This window comes from Streptomyces sp. NBC_00009 (assembly GCF_045040855.1).
In the GTDB taxonomy this organism is placed as follows: Bacteria; Actinomycetota; Actinomycetes; order Streptomycetales; family Streptomycetaceae; genus Streptomyces; species Streptomyces aureus.
This window is the reverse complement of record NZ_CP108312.1, coordinates 905,126-920,366: the sequence shown is the minus strand read 5'-3', so window position 1 is coordinate 920,366 and position 15,241 is coordinate 905,126. Positions and strand designations below refer to the sequence as shown.

Here is a 15,241-nt window from a genome sequence, read left to right as displayed (position 1 = left end):
GCCTTTCAGTCGTTGCCGCTCGCGTCTTCCAGTCCCGCCTGACAGGTCTCCAGTTCGCGCTGTGCGGCAGCCGCGCCCGTCTCGTTGCCTGCGTTCCTGTAGAAGTTCAGGGCTTCCACAGCCTCGCTGGCGCCCGCAGCGTACCGTCCCTGCTGGCGAAGGGTAGCCGCGAGCAGTAGGTGGGCGCGAGCCTCGCCGAAGCTTGCACGCATCGGGCGGTACAACCGCACTGCCTCCTGGAGTTTCAGCTCCGCCGCAGCGTGATCGCCTTGCCTGCTCCGCAGATCGCCCGCCACGAGCAGTGCGTCGGGGTAGCCGTAGGGACTGTACTTCTGGAAGCGCTCCAAGGCCTCACTGTGGATGCCGATGGCTTGCTCAAGATTCCCTGCTAAGGCCATGGCGGACGCGAGGTTGTTGACGGCGTGGGCGATACCCCGGTTGTCATGCGCCTTGCGATATAGATGTACAGCTTCCTCAAGAGTCCCGATCGCTGTGGTGTAGTCACCGCCAAGACGCTGGATCACTCCCATAAGATTCAGGCAGCGGGCTTCACCGGCAGTGAAGGCGGAGTCCTGATACAGGTCAAGGGCCCGGCGCAGGTGGCCAAGTGCTCGTGCCTGGTCGCCATCCAGGCGGGCCGCCATGGCTAGAAGGTACTCCGCCTCGGCAGAGCCGAAGCTATCCCCGGCCGATGTGTATTCCTCGATGGCTTGCAAGCAACTGGCGACTGACTGCTCAGGACCTTCGATGGTGCGTTGCGGGGCACTCCCTCGAGTCAGCATGTCGGCTGCGGAGACGGTGTCACCCAGCCCGATGTAGAGCGAGCGGGCTGCACGGAACTCGGCGAGAGACCTGTCTTGCTTCCCCTCGGCGCGCAGTGCGTCACCGAGAAGACCTCGCAGATCTGCCACGGCGCGTTGATCCGATGCCTTAGCGGCTTCGATCCCCCGTTCGTAGCGGGGGATGGCGTCTTTCGAATTGGACGAAAGAGAAAGATACATACCCATGGCTCGGGGGAGGCGCCAGACGTACGAGGTGTGCCCGTACTGAGCAGCAAGGTCGATGCAGCCAAGCAAATTCTGATGTTCGAGCTCGAACCACTGCAGCGACGGGGCCAGACTGGACACGTCGGGCAACTGCGGATGCAACAGCTCGGCCGTATCCGATACGGGCCGGGCAGGTAACTGCACTTGGCGGGCGGACAGTGCCACCGCTAGGTAGTAGTCGATCAGCCGACCGGAGGCCTGCCGCCGTGACTCCCATGACTCAATGGCGACGAGTTCCCCGCGGGCGTATTCCCTGAGTAGATCGTGCATGCCGATTCGGGAGCGGCCGTGCTCATTCACCAGACTCTCTCGGGTCAAAACGTGCAGTCCTGCTCGTGCTGTCTGTCCGTCCTCAGCCAGAGCCTCAACAGCTCGACGATCCATAGCTTCCGGTGGGTGCAAGCCCAGGAGCCGGAAGAGCCTCTGGTGTGGTTCGGGCAGTCGACGGAACGACGTGAGGAACGCGGTACGGACCGGATGCGCAGTACCTAATCGGAGCTGTCCGAGGCGACCGTCCGCCGGGGTGGCCTGTCGCCGGCCTCTTTCCGTCTCCGTACGTTCCTCTTCGGCCATCTCGTCCCGTATGTCAACGAGACTCCATGTAGGCCGCCCCTTGGCGTAGGCAGCCTTCAGCCGGATCGCAAGCGGCAGGTGACCGCACAAGCGAACGAGCTCCTCGACCGCCTCTGGTTCAGTATCGGATCGACGCCGTCCGACGACCCGGGTGAACAGCTCGACGGAGGCATCCTCGTCGAATACCGTCAGCTGTCTCGGCACGCTGCCATCTGCGCCCAGCTCCTCCAGCCATCGACGGCTCGTGACCAGTATGAGAACTTGCCCTGCCCGCGGCAACAACCGCTGGATCTGGTCGAATGACTCGGCGTTGTCCAATACGACGATTATCCGTCCCAATCTCACAACGTCTTGCCAAACGGAGGAGAGCTCAGGGAGTGTGCTTCCTTCCTTCGACGGATGGCCGAGTGTGGCGCGCAGCAGTGTACGGAGAGTCTGCTCCGGGGTGAGTGGATCGACGCCGACGGTGTGCGCCTGTAAGTCGATGAAGTACTGACCATCCGGGTAGCGAGCCTTGTACCGGTGGGCGAGGCGGACGGCCAGTGTGGTCTTGCCAATGCCCCCCATGCCGTAGACAGCCTGGACTATGGGGAAGCCGTCTGCCCCCTCGATCTCTTCACTGATGTCTGCCATCTCGCTCTCGCGGCCGGTGAAGTCGCGGATGTCGGAGGGAAGCGGGCATGATGTTCCCAGATCGGCGGCTGTCGGCTCAGACGAGTGCTGACTGGGAACCGGCCCGGTTTCCAGGGCTCTGGCAACCGGGCGTAGGTGCTCGGCTAACAGTCGGATGGGCAGCATCCAGGAGACCCGGGGCGACACGTTGCCGGTGTCGACGGTGGCGAGCGTGACCATGCCTGCTACCTGGTCGCGGTCCTCAAGGACTACGGCCGCTCCACTGAAGCCAGGCCGAATCTGTTCCCCTCTCAGGCGGCTGTCGTCCAGCTGGTACCAGCCCTGGGAGAGGGTCTCACCCGTGATCTCCGCCCGGGCGTGTACCCCGAAGTCTCGTTCCAAGGGGTAGCCGAATGTCAGTACGGCGGCTCCCGCTGGGCACTCGTAGGTCAACGGCGCGGCAGTTGCCCCCTGTGGGAGGGGAACGGAGAGCCGGAGTACAGCGGCATCTCCGCGTAGGGCATCGTCGTAAGGCCACCAGCCGTCCGGCTCCACCACAGCTATAAGCCATTCTGCTGAGAGGCCGGGGAAGTTGACGAAGACGGGCTCGGTAGGGCGGGGTGTGATCTCGGCCGCCTGCGTCGCGTCCCGCACTACATGGGCACAGGTGAGGATCAGTCCGCCACCGAGGTGTAAGCCGGCACCGCAGATGGCGCCGTCTCTATCGGATATCCGCACCGACCATGATGCGAGATCACTCATTCGAGGCCCTGGCCTCCCGACGACAACTGGGGTGTTTGGAGCTCTGCGGCCGTCCGGTCCCAGGTGATCGTCACCTTGAGATGGCCTTCAGCCCCGGCCTCGGTGATCACCGCGCCGGTCTTCGCGTGGATTCGTACCCCGAACTCCACCTCAACCGCAGTTGGGTTGACCGTCTGAAGGGTGCGCAGAGCCATGGCGGCTGCTTGGGTGATCGGTTTTAGGGACTCTTGCAGCGTCTGCGTCGCTTGAGTGACCCGGTCCCCGGCGCGCGATACCTGTTGGATGTCACGCGGGTTGGATCTGAGCTCGACAACGAGTGTGCCCTCCTCGTCGTCCCCGATCGGTATCCGCAGCAGCTCAGTCATGCAATCCCTCGCCTGGGCCGTTCGACAGCGTACAGTGAAGTGCCATCCTGCGGTGCAGCAACTGCGCGACACAAGAACCAAGTTGAGATGGCAGCTCGTCGGCCCCTGACGATCTTTGGCGTCTTCAGTCTCGGCACTGTTCGGTGAAGGACATCGAAGAGTGGGGGTGGGATGAGCTCGCCGTGCACGAGTTGGACGGCGTCAGCTTGGGGTTGGCTGCAGTGCGCAAGAAGATCGTGGTGAACGCCGCAGTGGGAGCGTTGCGTCTCGCCGGCTGCTCCGCTGAGTCCAACGGAGGTGCCGACAGGGATCGGGTCATGGGGGACGCCAAGGACCGCATGCCCAGCCGTAGGCTCGCGTACGAAGTCAAGCGCGGCCCGGTAGGTGGCGTTGGCCTGCGCCTGCCCGGCCTCGGATGGGCCTGGGCTGCGCGGACCGCGGCTTTGGTCTTGCGCTTGCTGGAAACCCCGTCCACGCTGGTCACGCCGCATGTTGGTGCTCGTGCAGGATGCCGCCGAGCCGTCCGCGTCTTCGTCTGTCGAGGCGGTCGATCTGCTCAGTTTCGGCGATGGGTGCAGGCAGAGGGCGTAGCGGTGCTGCGTTCGCGATGCCCTGGTGTGGCCGATGACCGTTGTAGAAACGTTCGAACTCGCGCAGGGCGTGGAGCAGGTGGCGCTGGTTCCAGATCAAGGTGCGGTCCAGCAGCTCGCGTCGGCAGGCCTGCACTCAGCGTTCCGCGATCGATTTCATCCTCGGCGTCCGGATTCCGCTGAGGACGACCTCGATGCCTGCGTCCTTGAGGACTGTGCCGAACAGGTCGGGGAACTTTCCGTCGCGGTCCCGGATCAGGAACCGGGCCCGGTAGCCGGCGTCCTCGAGGTCCATGGCGAGATTCTTCGCGGCTTGCGCCACCCATGAGGCGGTCGGGGTGCGCGGTCGCGCCCAGGATCCGGATACGGCGGTTGGTGTGCTCGATAACAGCGAACACGTACATCCGCGCCCCGGACAGCGTGACCGTTTCCAGGAAGTCGCACGCGAGCAGGGCGTCGGCCTGGGAGCGAAGGAAGGCGGCCCACGTGCTGGAACTCCGTTCGGGTGCCGGATCGATGTCTGCCTCTTTGAGGATCTCCCAGACGGTGGATGGGGCCACTTTCACTCCCAGGACAAGCGGTTCGCCGTGCAGGCGGCGATCCCCAGCTGGGATTCTCCTTCGCCAGACGCGGCACAAGGGCGCGGACGGAGCGTACGGTCCGAGGCCGTCCCGGGCGCTTCGGCCGGGAGGTGGCAGCATGGCGACGTGCGACCAGGTCGCGATGCCAGCGCAGCACGGTGTCGGGGCGCACCAGCAGCCGCACTCTCCGCAGGACGTCCAACGGCAGCCGGTGCAGAAGCGCCGCGAGGAACGTCCGATCACTCGGCGTGAACCGCACCTTCTCTTTACCAAGTTGGCGCTCCAGCACAGTGACCTGATGGCGGAGGGCAAGAATCTCGAGGTCCTTGGCCTGGTCGCTCATCGGCAGCAGGCGCAGCATCGCGAACGCGTTCGTCACGCCCAGGTAAGCCAGTCGCAGCAGCACGGTTGATCATCATGCCGTGGCGATCACCAGTCACGCGAGGGGCCCACTGAGGGCAGTCACGGACGACATCCGCGACACCCGGCACAGCAGCTCCCACCTGCGCGGATGAGTTTTCGGCAATAGCACGGTCACACGCGCCCTTGGCCGGTCATGGGACAACACTGACGCTCGCAACCGAGGCGCCCGCCGCGCCACCGTTGCGGTCTTCCGCCGGTACATGTTGAAGCCGGTGGGGGAGCCGTATGACTCCACCGTCGCCTACAGCGAAGCGCACCACCTCGCCGACTGACGAATGCACGGAGGCCCGGCAATCTGTGGTGGTTGCCGGGCCTTGTCAGCGTTGCACGGGCTCGCATCGATCCCCTGGGCCACACCTGACGGCAAGCTGGCACCCCAGTGAGAGATGCGGACGAGCCAGCTGGTCGTAGGCCTTTCGCGGTTTCGTCGTGTTGATGCCCGTATGGCGGCCAGCCAGTGCGAGGAGCCAGCGGTTACGGATCGCAAGTTCAGTGGGAACGACGAGTTGTTCCACGAATGGTGAGAAGCCGCCAAACGGCGTCGGACGCCAGCGCTGACCGTGTCGGTGAGTGCGAGGGATGTGCCTACCCAGAGCGGCGTTCGTAGCCCTCTGTCACCCAGCTGGCCTGCGGAATCGCGTGGGCAGTGCTGTCTCGTGTTAGTGGTTCCTGGACTTCCTGAAGCTTGAGATGCCAGCCGCTTTCAGCCACTGCGCCTGCCTGAACCCGTGGAGGCTCTGCAGGGGATGTAGGGCCCGGATATCGTGCTCAGGTTGCATCTGTTACAGATGGGAACATGACGAAGAGCCTCGGCGGGACTGGACGTATGCCGAGGGGCGGGCTTTACGGGGAGGGACAGATCGTGTCGGAGGGCACGGGGGATGCGCCGCAGTCGACAGTGGCCGGGATCGGCGCGGCGGCGGGGGGTTTGGCTGCGTCGGTTCTGGGGGCCGGCGGTGCGTCTGTGGCGCAGGCGATGCGGGTCGAGGGAGAGACGCTGACGGCGTTCAAACGCCGCGTCGACACCTTGCTGCGGGACTTGGAGAAGTCGCACGCGGCGCCTTCGAAGATCGCCGGAGGAACGCTCGGGGCGGGCCGACTGGGGGCGTTCGACGAGGCGGACCTCCTGCACTCCTCCTACACGCACGTGCACACTCAGCTGGAGAACCTGTCCAAGATGCTGGCGCTCCAGATCGAGGCGTTGGTCGTCACCGTGGACGCGTCGAAGACCGGCTACGACAACCTGGACGAAGACGTACGCGCACGACTGAACCGCATCCGCACTGATGTCGACGCCCTGGTCGGCGGAGGTCTGGATGCCAAGCAGGCTTTGGGCAAGGGTGGTTCGGGCGGCGAAGAGCGCGGTGAGCCGAGCCCCCAGGCGACGGACACGGAAGCGGGCGGACTGTGATGCGGCGGGCGACTGATGCCGTAACTGCTGCAGCAGAGATCACTCTGTTCAAGGGACGCAAAGACGAGGGCGGAGCATGAGCGGCGGCCTGGGATCCCGCATGTGGGGCATGGTCAAGCAGTACCGCTTCGCCGTGCACACCCCTGAGGAACTGTGGGCGATGGTCGAGCCGGCGGACGGCTCGAAGCCTGCGGATCTCGGCGTGCTGCTGACGGCGGCGGCAAAGACGATCAAGAGCATCGGCGACGACCTCAAGACGCACAGCACGGCGGTTGAGTGGGACGGAGAGGGCGGCGAGGCGTTCCGCAAATGGGTCCACCAGGCCGCGCTAGCGACCCTGGGCCTGGGCGACTACAGCGAGTCCGCCGGCAAGTGGATGGCGCATGCGGCGGACACGCTGCACGAGGTCAAGCCGCAGCTGGAGATTCTGAAGAACTCCAGTGCCTCGGCACGCTCGATCCTGGACGCGCACGCGGCCAAGGCGACGGATGTCGGCAACCACGACGGCGGTCCGTCGGAGTCCTCCGTGAAGTCGGCCAAGTCGCAGTACGACAACGACCGTACTGCAGCAGCCCAGTTGATGATCAAGCTGGCACAGTCGTACACGGCGTCGACGGAGCAGATCGATGCGCTGAAGGTCCCGAAGTTCCCGGAACTTCCCAAACAGTTCGTGCCGGAGAGTCGCGACGATCTCACCCACCGCCCGGGCACGTCTTCCGATGATGCATCGAGCACTGGGACGGCGGCTGTGGCGAGCGGAGTAGGCGTTGCTGCAGTAGGGGCTGCAGCAGTTGGCGAAGCGGCGCGTGGTGCCGCACTGGCCGCAGGAGACCGCCACACAACCACAACTGCCGTTCCGTCAAGAACAGTTCCGGATCTGTCCCCGGGCGGGGCGAACACCGCCCTCGACAGGGTCGGCACGCTCCCGTCTCCCACGGCTCCGACTGCGACACCCTCCGCGTCGCCGCCGTCCGCGTTGCCGGGCGGCACCTCAGGCATCGGGCCCCCGGTCCCGGGTACGTCACCGCCGGCGTTCGGAGGCACAGGCCGATCCGGTGCTCCGCAGCGCGGAGTGAGCGGCGGCCGTGTCTCTGCTGCCAACGGTCTCCGCGGACCGTTGGGCACACCGACGGTCCCACGTACCCCTGGTACCCCCGGCGCGTCGCGGGCGGTTTCGCCGGGGCGTGGAGTTCCCGGGGTGACGGGGACGCCGAGCGGCTCCGCGTCGCCGGTGCGAGGGCCAGGTGGTGCGAGCCCGGGGCGTCCGTCCAACGGGATTGCAGGTGGTCGTCCGGCTGCACCGCAGACAGGCCGTGCGACGGGTGCGATTCCGCGAGGCACGGTGGTCGGCGGTTCCCCGACTCAGCAAGCACCAGGCGTCCGCGGTGGTACCCCCGCGGGGGCACGTGCCGGAGCAACACCCAGCCGCGGCGCCGTGCCTGGCTCGGGACGTGAGAGCGGCGTGGCCGGTGCACGGATGCCCGCGCACGCCGATGGTGTCGTCGGTGGACAGCCGCAGCCCTCGAAGACGCGCCGGAATCCGCCGACCACGACCAGGGCGGCAGGTCCCGTACGCGGAACGGAGAGCCGTACAGCCCAGGTGCAGAGTGGTGGACCCGCTGGAGGCTCCTCGCAGACGGCACGTAAGGATGGCGCTCGGCCTGCCCCGGAGGAGCGCTTGCGTGACGAGCGGCATGTGCGTGAGGAAGCAGAGACGGATCAGACCGAGCTACCACAGCCTCCGCTGCGGCTGCCGGGCCTGCCACCGACGACTCGGCGAGACAACGAAGGATGACCATGGGTTCCCGTGCCAAGCAGGTACGCAGGCTCCGGCTGGCGTCGGCCCTGTCCGGCGTCGTGCTCGCGGGCGTTGCCGTGACACCCGCGCACGCCGAGACCGTCCGGGACCAGCAGTGGTACCTGGATGCCATGCGCGCCGAGCAGATGTGGAAGACCAGCACCGGTAAGGGCGTCACAGTGGCGGTCATCGACTCGGGCGTCGACCCCGATCTCGCCGACCTGCGTGGACAGGTACTGCCCGGCAAGGACTACTCCCGGCACCCTGGCGACGAGCACTCGGACTACGACGGGCACGGCACCCGCATGGCCGTCCTGATCGCGGCCACTGGCGCGAAGGGCGTCATGCAGGGCTCGTATGGGCTGGCTCCCGGAGCCAAGATCCTGCCGATCCGGGTACCGGACTTCATCGAGAAGAGCCGCAAGGACGGTAACCCGGACGACTACCCCACCTATATCTCCAAGGCCATCCAGTACGCCGCGGACTCCGATGCCCAGGTCATCAACATCTCGCTGGGAAGTGAGGACCACGCACAGAAGCTGGACGACGCAGTCGCCTACGCGCTGTCGAAGAACAAGCTGGTCTTCGCGTCCGTGGGCAACACCGGTGCCGGAACGAATCGGGTGGAGTACCCGGCAGGGACACCTGGAGTGGTCGGTGTTGGTGCGATCGACAAGAACGTCAAGGCGACCAGGGAATCGCAGCACGGCCCGCAGGTCGACCTGGTCGCACCCGGTGCGGACATGGTTGCCGCCTGCAAGGGGGGCAGCGAGCTGTGCGATTCTCACGGTACGAGTGACGCCACCGCGCTCGCTTCCGCCTCCGCGGCGTTGATCTGGTCGCAGCATCCGGACTGGACGAACAACCAGGTCCTGCGGGTCCTGCTGAACACCGCGAGCGGCCCTGTCAGCGGCAAGGAGCGCACCGACTCCATCGGATACGGCGCCGTGCGTCCCCGGATCGCTCTCACCGACCCCGGGAACCCGGGTCGGGCCGATGAGTACCCGCTGCCGGACTATAAGTCCGGAGGCTCAGCAGCGGCGCAGGGAGGTGCCAGCGCCAAGCCGTCCACGGGCGCGTCGGCTTCCCCCGCAGCGGCTTCCGGTGACGAGTCGAGGGCCCTGCCGTGGATCTTGGCGGGCGTGAGTGCGCTCGTACTGATGGGCGCGGGCGGTGGGGCGCTCGCCGTGCGTAGCCACAGGCGCCGCGCGGCCCTAACCGCATCTGTGCCGCCGACGCCGCAGCACGGATGGGCGCAGCCGCCTCACCCAGGCCCGCAGCCGGGACAGGGGCAGCCGTGGCCGTATCAGGACACCAACCACACGGGTAGGCCGTGACATGACGTGGATCGAGTGGGGGCGGGATTCGTGACGGACACGAACGGGGAACAGCACACGCCGGACAGTGCGGTCGGGATGCAGCTGAACCAGACTCCCGCCGGTGAAGGACCAGCCCGCGGCGGACAGCCGGATCTCGCGTCGAGTCCGGCGCAGAAAAAGGCGGCCGCACGGGCCATCGAGGACCACATCCAGCCCGAGACCAAGCAGGCGGGCGATGCGGCCGACGAAGAGACGCAAGGCGTCGTGAAGGCCTTCGGGCCGAAGGACGGGCATGGGTGGCTCACGTCCAACGCGATGAGCAAGGCCCACAAGGCGTGGGGGGACCAGGTGCAGCACCTCATGAGCCGGCTGTCCTCCGAGAAGACGGCATTGCGCGGCAGCAACACCACGTTGACCGGAACGGATGCCGGGGTCGGGTCCGGGGTGCGCTACTCGTCTTCTCTCGACACGTTCTGATCCCAGCAGTTCCGGCGGACAACGCCGCTGCATCATCCAACGGGGAACCCATGCCGACGTACCACGAGATCATGACGACCGACCTGTCCACGCTCACCACGGCCGCCGACCAGTGGGAGCGCATGGCGACCAAGAGGTTCCATGACCTGGAGAGCGCGTACCGCCGTGACGTGCACGGCATTTCCATGGGCAGCACTTGGACGGGGCTCAGCGCGCAGGCAGCCAACGGGCGCTTCGACGTCACCCTCAAGGAGTTCCAGAAAGCTCAGACGGAGGCGAAGGCCGTCGCCTCTCTGCTCCGCGACGCACACACAGGGTTCACGAGCCTGCGCAAGCAACTCGAATCGGTCCGCGACGACGCCATCAAGGCAGGGATGAAGGTCTCCGACCAAGGGGCGGTGTCCTTCGACACGACGGACCTGACCGACGCTGAGCGCAGCGCGATGGTCCACGACCCTGACTACCAGAGCAGTATCCACAAAGCTGTCAGCGCCTGGCAGTTGGTCATTGACCAGTGCGTGAAGGACGCGGACGCGGCCGACAAGGATGTCCAGACCGCACTGCAGTCGGTGGTGGTGGACGGCGACCTCCTTGACGGCACCGTCAACGGCTTCAACGGCCAGGCCCACGGCGACATCGACCAGTACCTCGGCAAGAAGAAGGACCCCCACACCAAGACTGACGGGTGGCCGCACATGGGGTTCACGGTCACCGGCCCCAAGTACGGCAAGGAAGGCTCACTCAAGGCGTACATCGACGCCTTCCACGAGACCGCCAAGGGCACGCTGGCACAGGGAGACCTGACGCTCTCAGGGATCGCTGACATCTACGGCGGTGGTCGGGCCACCGCGAACTACGGATTCAACAACAAGGGCGTCGTCGGTAAAGCTGAGGTATCCGCGGGAGTACGCGGATTGACCGAAGGCCGCGCCGAGTACGGCCCCTGGGTCGGCGGGTATGCACGGGGCGAGGGCTTCGTGGGTGCTGAAGCGGGCGTCAACGCCAAGGCCACCAAGGACGAGCTCACTGTTGGAGCGAAGGCATTCGCAGGGGGCAAGGTAACCGGAGCCGGGGGCTTCGAGGTCGCCGGGATCGGCATCGGCGGGACCGCTGAGGGCTGGGCCGGTCCCGGTGCCGAAGCGTGGTGGGGTTACAAGAAGGACGACAATGGCGAGTTCCATCTTGGGGGCAAGGCCGGCGCTTCCCCCATACTCGGCGGGGCGGTTGGGCTTGAGATCACCGTCGATCCGCACAAGTTCAGTGAAACCGCTGGCGATCTTGCCGATGCGGTGGGCGACGGAGTAGAGGCCATCGGCGACGGGGCCAGTTCCCTCAAGGACACCGTCACCGGCTGGATTGACTGATCCATCCCTTTAGGAAGGAGGGCAGGAGATGCCCACACCCTTGCCGATCCCCATCGAATTCCGATTGCCGGAGGGCTGGCTTCCCGCCCGTCCGGAGACAGCCGAGGCCGAGGAAGCGGCCTTCGCGGCAGTGCATCCGCAGCCGGATGCCGGATTCGCCGCGAACATCACCATCGCCGGCGAGGTGCTCCCAGAGACATCGACGCTGGCGGACATCGCGGACGAGTCGGTCGAGCGCCTGCGCGACCTTGCTGAGCCGGTGATTGTGGAACACCGCCGCGAGGTGGGACCTGCGGATGCACCTGCCCTGACTCAGCGGCTGGCCTTCTCCACCACCGTCAACGGCACACATCACGACCTCGTCCAGACACAGGCGTACCTGTCTCTGCCTGAAATCGAGAATCCAGCCAACCGCGTAGTGATTCGGCTGGTACTGACCGCCACCGCGGCTCAGCACGATGATGTTCTGGGGGAATTCCAGGACTTCATCCGCACAATTCACTCCGACACAGGGACGCGAGCATAGCCATGGGCCTCTTGAGTAGATGGACCGGCACAAGGATCCCCGATGGCCTTGTCACCCCGAAGCCTGAGGCAGACCTACGCGACGCGCTGCTTGCACTGAACAGCCCGGACGTGCCCTACAGCCTGCGTGAAGGGCAGCAGGGAGAAAAGGCGGACCTGGTGGCGGAGTGCCACATTAAGAGGGTTGGTGTGAGGCTGAAGACCAGCATGCGCCTGGTCCCGGAGAAGCATGAGGTGCGCGTCATCCACGAACGATGGGAGAACCGTTCCGCTGGCAACGCCAATCAGCAGTACGGACGTGGCCACGCCCCCGCGGTATTCACACAGAAGGAAACGGTGACGGGACCCGACGGCCGTAAACAACGGGTAGAGGTGTTCCGTTTCGACACACAGGAGGTGACAAACCCCCTGGAGGTCACGGTGCTGCGCGCCGGGTGGACCTGGCGGGGGGTGTTCAGGCTCTGACGGTGGGGGAACCGCCTAGGGAACCGCCCAAGGAGACACTGGCGCTGACATCCACCACAGAACAGCACCGCGAAGTCCTCGAAGACTTAGAGAACTTCGTGCGCACCGTGCACCCGAGCGCGCAGGAGGAGAACTAGAGATCTTTAATGGTGTGGGTTACAGGGGGTCGTGACAGCTGTCATGAGCCGCGCTATATCGGAGGGATGAGGTATCCCGATGGCGGTGGGCTGACGGCCGAGGAGCGGGCTCGACGCGAGCAAGTTCGTCTCGCAGCCACTGGCTTGATTGAGGCGGGGGCCACCGACCGGGAGGTGGCCCGGCGGTTCAGGGTGACCCGGATGTCGGCGAACCGCTGGCGGCGGGCGTTGGCTTCGGGCGGGCGGCAGGCCCTGGTCTCCAAGGGTCCCGGCGGTGCCCGCTGCAAGCTTGATGCGGGGCAATTGCGCGTGCTGGGGGCGGTGTTGGATGCCGGTCCGGCCGCTGCGGGCTGGAGCGACCAGTGCTGGACTCTGGCGAGGATTGCCGAGGTCGTGCACCGCCGGTTCGGCGTGGAGTACACCTTGGCCGGGATGGATCTGCTGCTGCACCGCATCGGCTGGAGTGTCCAGGTCCCCTCCCGTAAGGCAACCGAGCGCGACGAGGCGAAGATCGCCGCCTGGAAGGACGAGCAGCGGCTCGTCATAAAAAGACGGCGGCGGACCTGGGCGCCTGGCTCTGCTTCGAGGACGAAGCAGGCCAGGGGCTGAGGCCGCCCAAAGGCCGAACCTGGGGCCGACGAGGCCACACACCTGTCGTGCGGTTCACCGCCGCGGGCACCAAACGCGTCTCCATGGCGGCACTGATCTGCACCAAGCCCGGCCGCCGGCCCCGGCTGATCTACCGCATCCACCTCAACCGTGGCCCCGCCAAAGGTCGGCGCAAGGGTTTCACCGAGACTGATTACGCCCGCCTGCTCGACGCCGCACACCAGCAACTCGGCAGCCCGATCGTCCTGGTCTGGGACAATCTGAACACGCACGTCAGCCGCACCATGCGGGAGCTGATCGACGCCCGATTATGGCTGACCGTCTACCAACTGCCAGCGTACGCACCTGAGTTCAACCCAGTCGAAGGCGTCTGGTCGCACCTGAAACGGTCGCTGGCCAACCTCACCAAACACAGCCTCGACCAGCTCACTGCGCTGGTGAAGACCCGGCTCAAACGGATGCAGTACCGACCCGGCCTCATCGACGGCCTCATTGCCAAGACCGGCCTCGACTTCCAACCGCCGTAACCTCAGCCATCGAAGAGCTCTAGCTACGTTCAAACTGCCGCTTCGACGATGCCGAGTTGCTGCAGCATGCCGAGGACGTCCCAGTTCCACCAGCCTTCCGCGATCTTGCCCTCACGGATGCGGTGGATGGCGATACCCGTGACCTCCACCTCCTTCTTGGTTGCCGGAAACCCCATGTACTCACCGGTGTGGGTCCCGTGGCATGTCCACCGAGTCGTCACATCGTCGCCCTCAGCAGTCTGCTCCAGATCCCTGAACTGGAGGTCGAAGGCCGAGAGATAGCCGGCGACCTTATCTCTCACTCCGGCAGGTCCGTACGCATCCACCTTGTTGGCGGGATCGTGGTCTTGATAGTCCGGGAGAAATAGCCCATCGATCAGGTCGAGGTTGCGGCCATTGAGGACCTCATTGAAGTACTGGTGGATGATGGCCTTGTTGTACTGCTGGTCTCTGACCACATCGAGGCCCACCAGTGCCGGTTTCTCGTCGCAAAGGGCCACAATTTCGTGAAACAATCGGCTCGTCTCCGGCAGTTGCAGGTTTCGAATCGCTTCCTCGTACGACGGATACTCGACGATCTCCACGTAGTGGTCCGGCTCGGAACGATCCTTGCCGACGATGCTATGGGTAGCGGTGCGACGGCCCTTCGTCTGCTCAACCCATGAGTCCATGAGGCGGTTCATGTCGCTGACCCTGGCCGTCTTGCAGTCGATGAGGAGTAGGCCTGGCCTTTGTGGCCCCTCGTCGAGCACGGCTCCACCGCGCGCCTCTTGATGTAGCTGGGTGATTTCGGAGAGCGCATGGGCCCAATGAGCGCGGGCATCTTTGAGCCCACGGAGGGCAATCTCCGCTTCCAGGGGCTCAGCACCCTCGGTCCGGCTCAGTACACGCTCTGCGGCACTCTGCCCCCTAGGAGTCGCGCGCCAGGAACTGTGCCTCCTACGTTCGTTGAACGCGAGTCCTCGGAGCCGGTCGGCGTCCCAGCGGCTCTTGGACAACAGGTGCTGGAGGCCGTCGGGAGTGGCGTGGCCGGCGTACTCGGCGAGCTGCCAGCCGTTCTTGCGGCCCACCGGGCCCAACAGTCCGCGCACGTAATCCCGCATCCGGCGTCGGGGTTCCACCCGGGCGAAACAGGCCCCGGCCCGCAGGAAGAGGTTCTCGAGTTCCTGGCCCCACACGCTCGTGGGCACGTCATTGATCACGCCTATGGACTGCTCGGCCCGCTGTCACTACATGCGGCGTGGGCACACGTTCGCGGGACGGTCTGCCAAGACCGCCCCGCACCCGACCCCAGACCGCTACACTCCCCACACTCAAGCCGTTGACCAGCGGTAATGGAGAAGTCCGGCTGGAGTACTAGCCTGACGGGCCTTCAGGTTTGCACTCACCGCATCCAGAAGCCGGGCGGTGCTACCACAGCGTTACTTTTGCACCGCATCCTCTCGGAGACCTTTTTCATATGTCTGCTGGGCGCACCAGGATCACGGTCTACCGGAGATTCTCCAACTCGCGAATCGGGAAAGTGATTCCACCCCACGCCCTTGAATATGCGTCAGCGCCGCCACACTGAACCAGCACGTCGTCGGCCATGACCACTACGCTGCGAATGAGTGTACGAACGTCGATCCGACCGCACCATCGCAGACTGCCACCACTC

At 65.6% G+C, this 15,241-nt stretch carries 12 protein-coding genes and 2 pseudogenes; 9 read left to right on the top strand and 5 right to left on the bottom strand.

All coding sequences use genetic code 11. From position 1 onward, the window contains the following. Positions 1-5: 5 nt before the first annotated feature. The 3 genes and pseudogenes from OHA58_RS04265 to OHA58_RS04255 form a co-directional block, all read right to left on the bottom strand. Positions 6-2,993 carry an ATP-binding protein gene (locus OHA58_RS04265; RefSeq protein WP_405476553.1) on the bottom strand — a complete coding sequence of 996 codons (2,988 nt, stop codon included), beginning with the start codon at positions 2,991-2,993 and terminating at the stop codon, positions 6-8. Next, positions 2,990-3,358, bottom strand: coding sequence for a CU044_2847 family protein (locus OHA58_RS04260; protein WP_405476550.1), 369 nt, complete (start codon positions 3,356-3,358; stop codon positions 2,990-2,992). The genes OHA58_RS04265 and OHA58_RS04260 overlap by 4 nt, the downstream gene beginning before the upstream one ends. Positions 3,359-3,838: 480 nt before the next feature. Further along, positions 3,839-4,713: pseudogene (locus OHA58_RS04255) on the bottom strand (integrase core domain-containing protein). On the opposite strand from OHA58_RS04255, the gene OHA58_RS04250 reads away from it, so the two are divergent. The 9 genes from OHA58_RS04250 to OHA58_RS04210 all read left to right on the top strand — a co-directional run bounded on the left by OHA58_RS04250 (position 4,648) and on the right by OHA58_RS04210 (position 13,584). Continuing rightward, positions 4,648-4,941, top strand: a complete 294-nt coding sequence (locus tag OHA58_RS04250) for a hypothetical protein (protein ID WP_405485421.1) — start codon at positions 4,648-4,650, stop codon at positions 4,939-4,941. The pseudogene OHA58_RS04255 and the gene OHA58_RS04250 sit on opposite strands and share 66 nt — an antisense overlap. A gap of 987 nt (positions 4,942-5,928) precedes the next feature. Continuing rightward, positions 5,929-6,363, top strand: a complete 435-nt coding sequence (locus OHA58_RS04245) for a hypothetical protein (RefSeq protein ID WP_405476547.1) — start codon at positions 5,929-5,931, stop codon at positions 6,361-6,363. A 1,797-nt stretch (positions 6,364-8,160) separates the two neighbouring features. Next, positions 8,161-9,498, top strand: a complete 1,338-nt coding sequence (gene mycP / locus OHA58_RS04240; RefSeq protein WP_405476544.1) for a type VII secretion-associated serine protease mycosin — start codon at positions 8,161-8,163, stop codon at positions 9,496-9,498. A 30-nt stretch (positions 9,499-9,528) separates the two neighbouring features. Next, entirely contained in the window at positions 9,529-9,957 is a 429-nt protein-coding gene (locus OHA58_RS04235; RefSeq protein WP_405476541.1) for a hypothetical protein, read from the top strand. A 71-nt stretch (positions 9,958-10,028) separates the two neighbouring features. Next, entirely contained in the window at positions 10,029-11,321 is a 1,293-nt protein-coding gene (locus OHA58_RS04230; RefSeq protein ID WP_405476538.1) for a hypothetical protein, read from the top strand. Between the two features lie 28 nt (positions 11,322-11,349). Continuing rightward, positions 11,350-11,847, top strand: a complete 498-nt coding sequence (locus OHA58_RS04225; RefSeq protein ID WP_405476535.1) for a hypothetical protein — start codon at positions 11,350-11,352, stop codon at positions 11,845-11,847. A gap of 2 nt (positions 11,848-11,849) precedes the next feature. After that, positions 11,850-12,311, top strand: coding sequence for a hypothetical protein (locus OHA58_RS04220; protein ID WP_405476532.1), 462 nt, complete (start codon positions 11,850-11,852; stop codon positions 12,309-12,311). Between the two features lie 146 nt (positions 12,312-12,457). Next, positions 12,458-13,057 carry a winged helix-turn-helix domain-containing protein gene (locus tag OHA58_RS04215; protein ID WP_405476530.1) on the top strand — a complete coding sequence of 200 codons (600 nt, stop codon included), beginning with the start codon at positions 12,458-12,460 and terminating at the stop codon, positions 13,055-13,057. Then, positions 12,967-13,584 (top strand): transposase, encoded by a 618-nt coding sequence (locus OHA58_RS04210; protein WP_405484750.1) that lies wholly within the window; start codon positions 12,967-12,969, stop codon positions 13,582-13,584. The genes OHA58_RS04215 and OHA58_RS04210 overlap by 91 nt, the downstream gene beginning before the upstream one ends. Before the next feature lie 29 nt (positions 13,585-13,613). On the opposite strand, the gene OHA58_RS04205 is transcribed toward OHA58_RS04210, so the two are convergent. Together OHA58_RS04205 and OHA58_RS04200 are read right to left on the bottom strand one after the other, a co-directional pair. Continuing rightward, positions 13,614-14,372: an ester cyclase gene (locus tag OHA58_RS04205; RefSeq protein WP_405484748.1), complete on the bottom strand. Its 759-nt coding sequence runs from the start codon at positions 14,370-14,372 to the stop codon at positions 13,614-13,616. A gap of 174 nt (positions 14,373-14,546) precedes the next feature. Continuing rightward, a pseudogene (locus OHA58_RS04200) lies at positions 14,547-14,792 on the bottom strand (transposase); the annotation flags it as partial. Positions 14,793-15,241 lie beyond the last annotated feature (449 nt).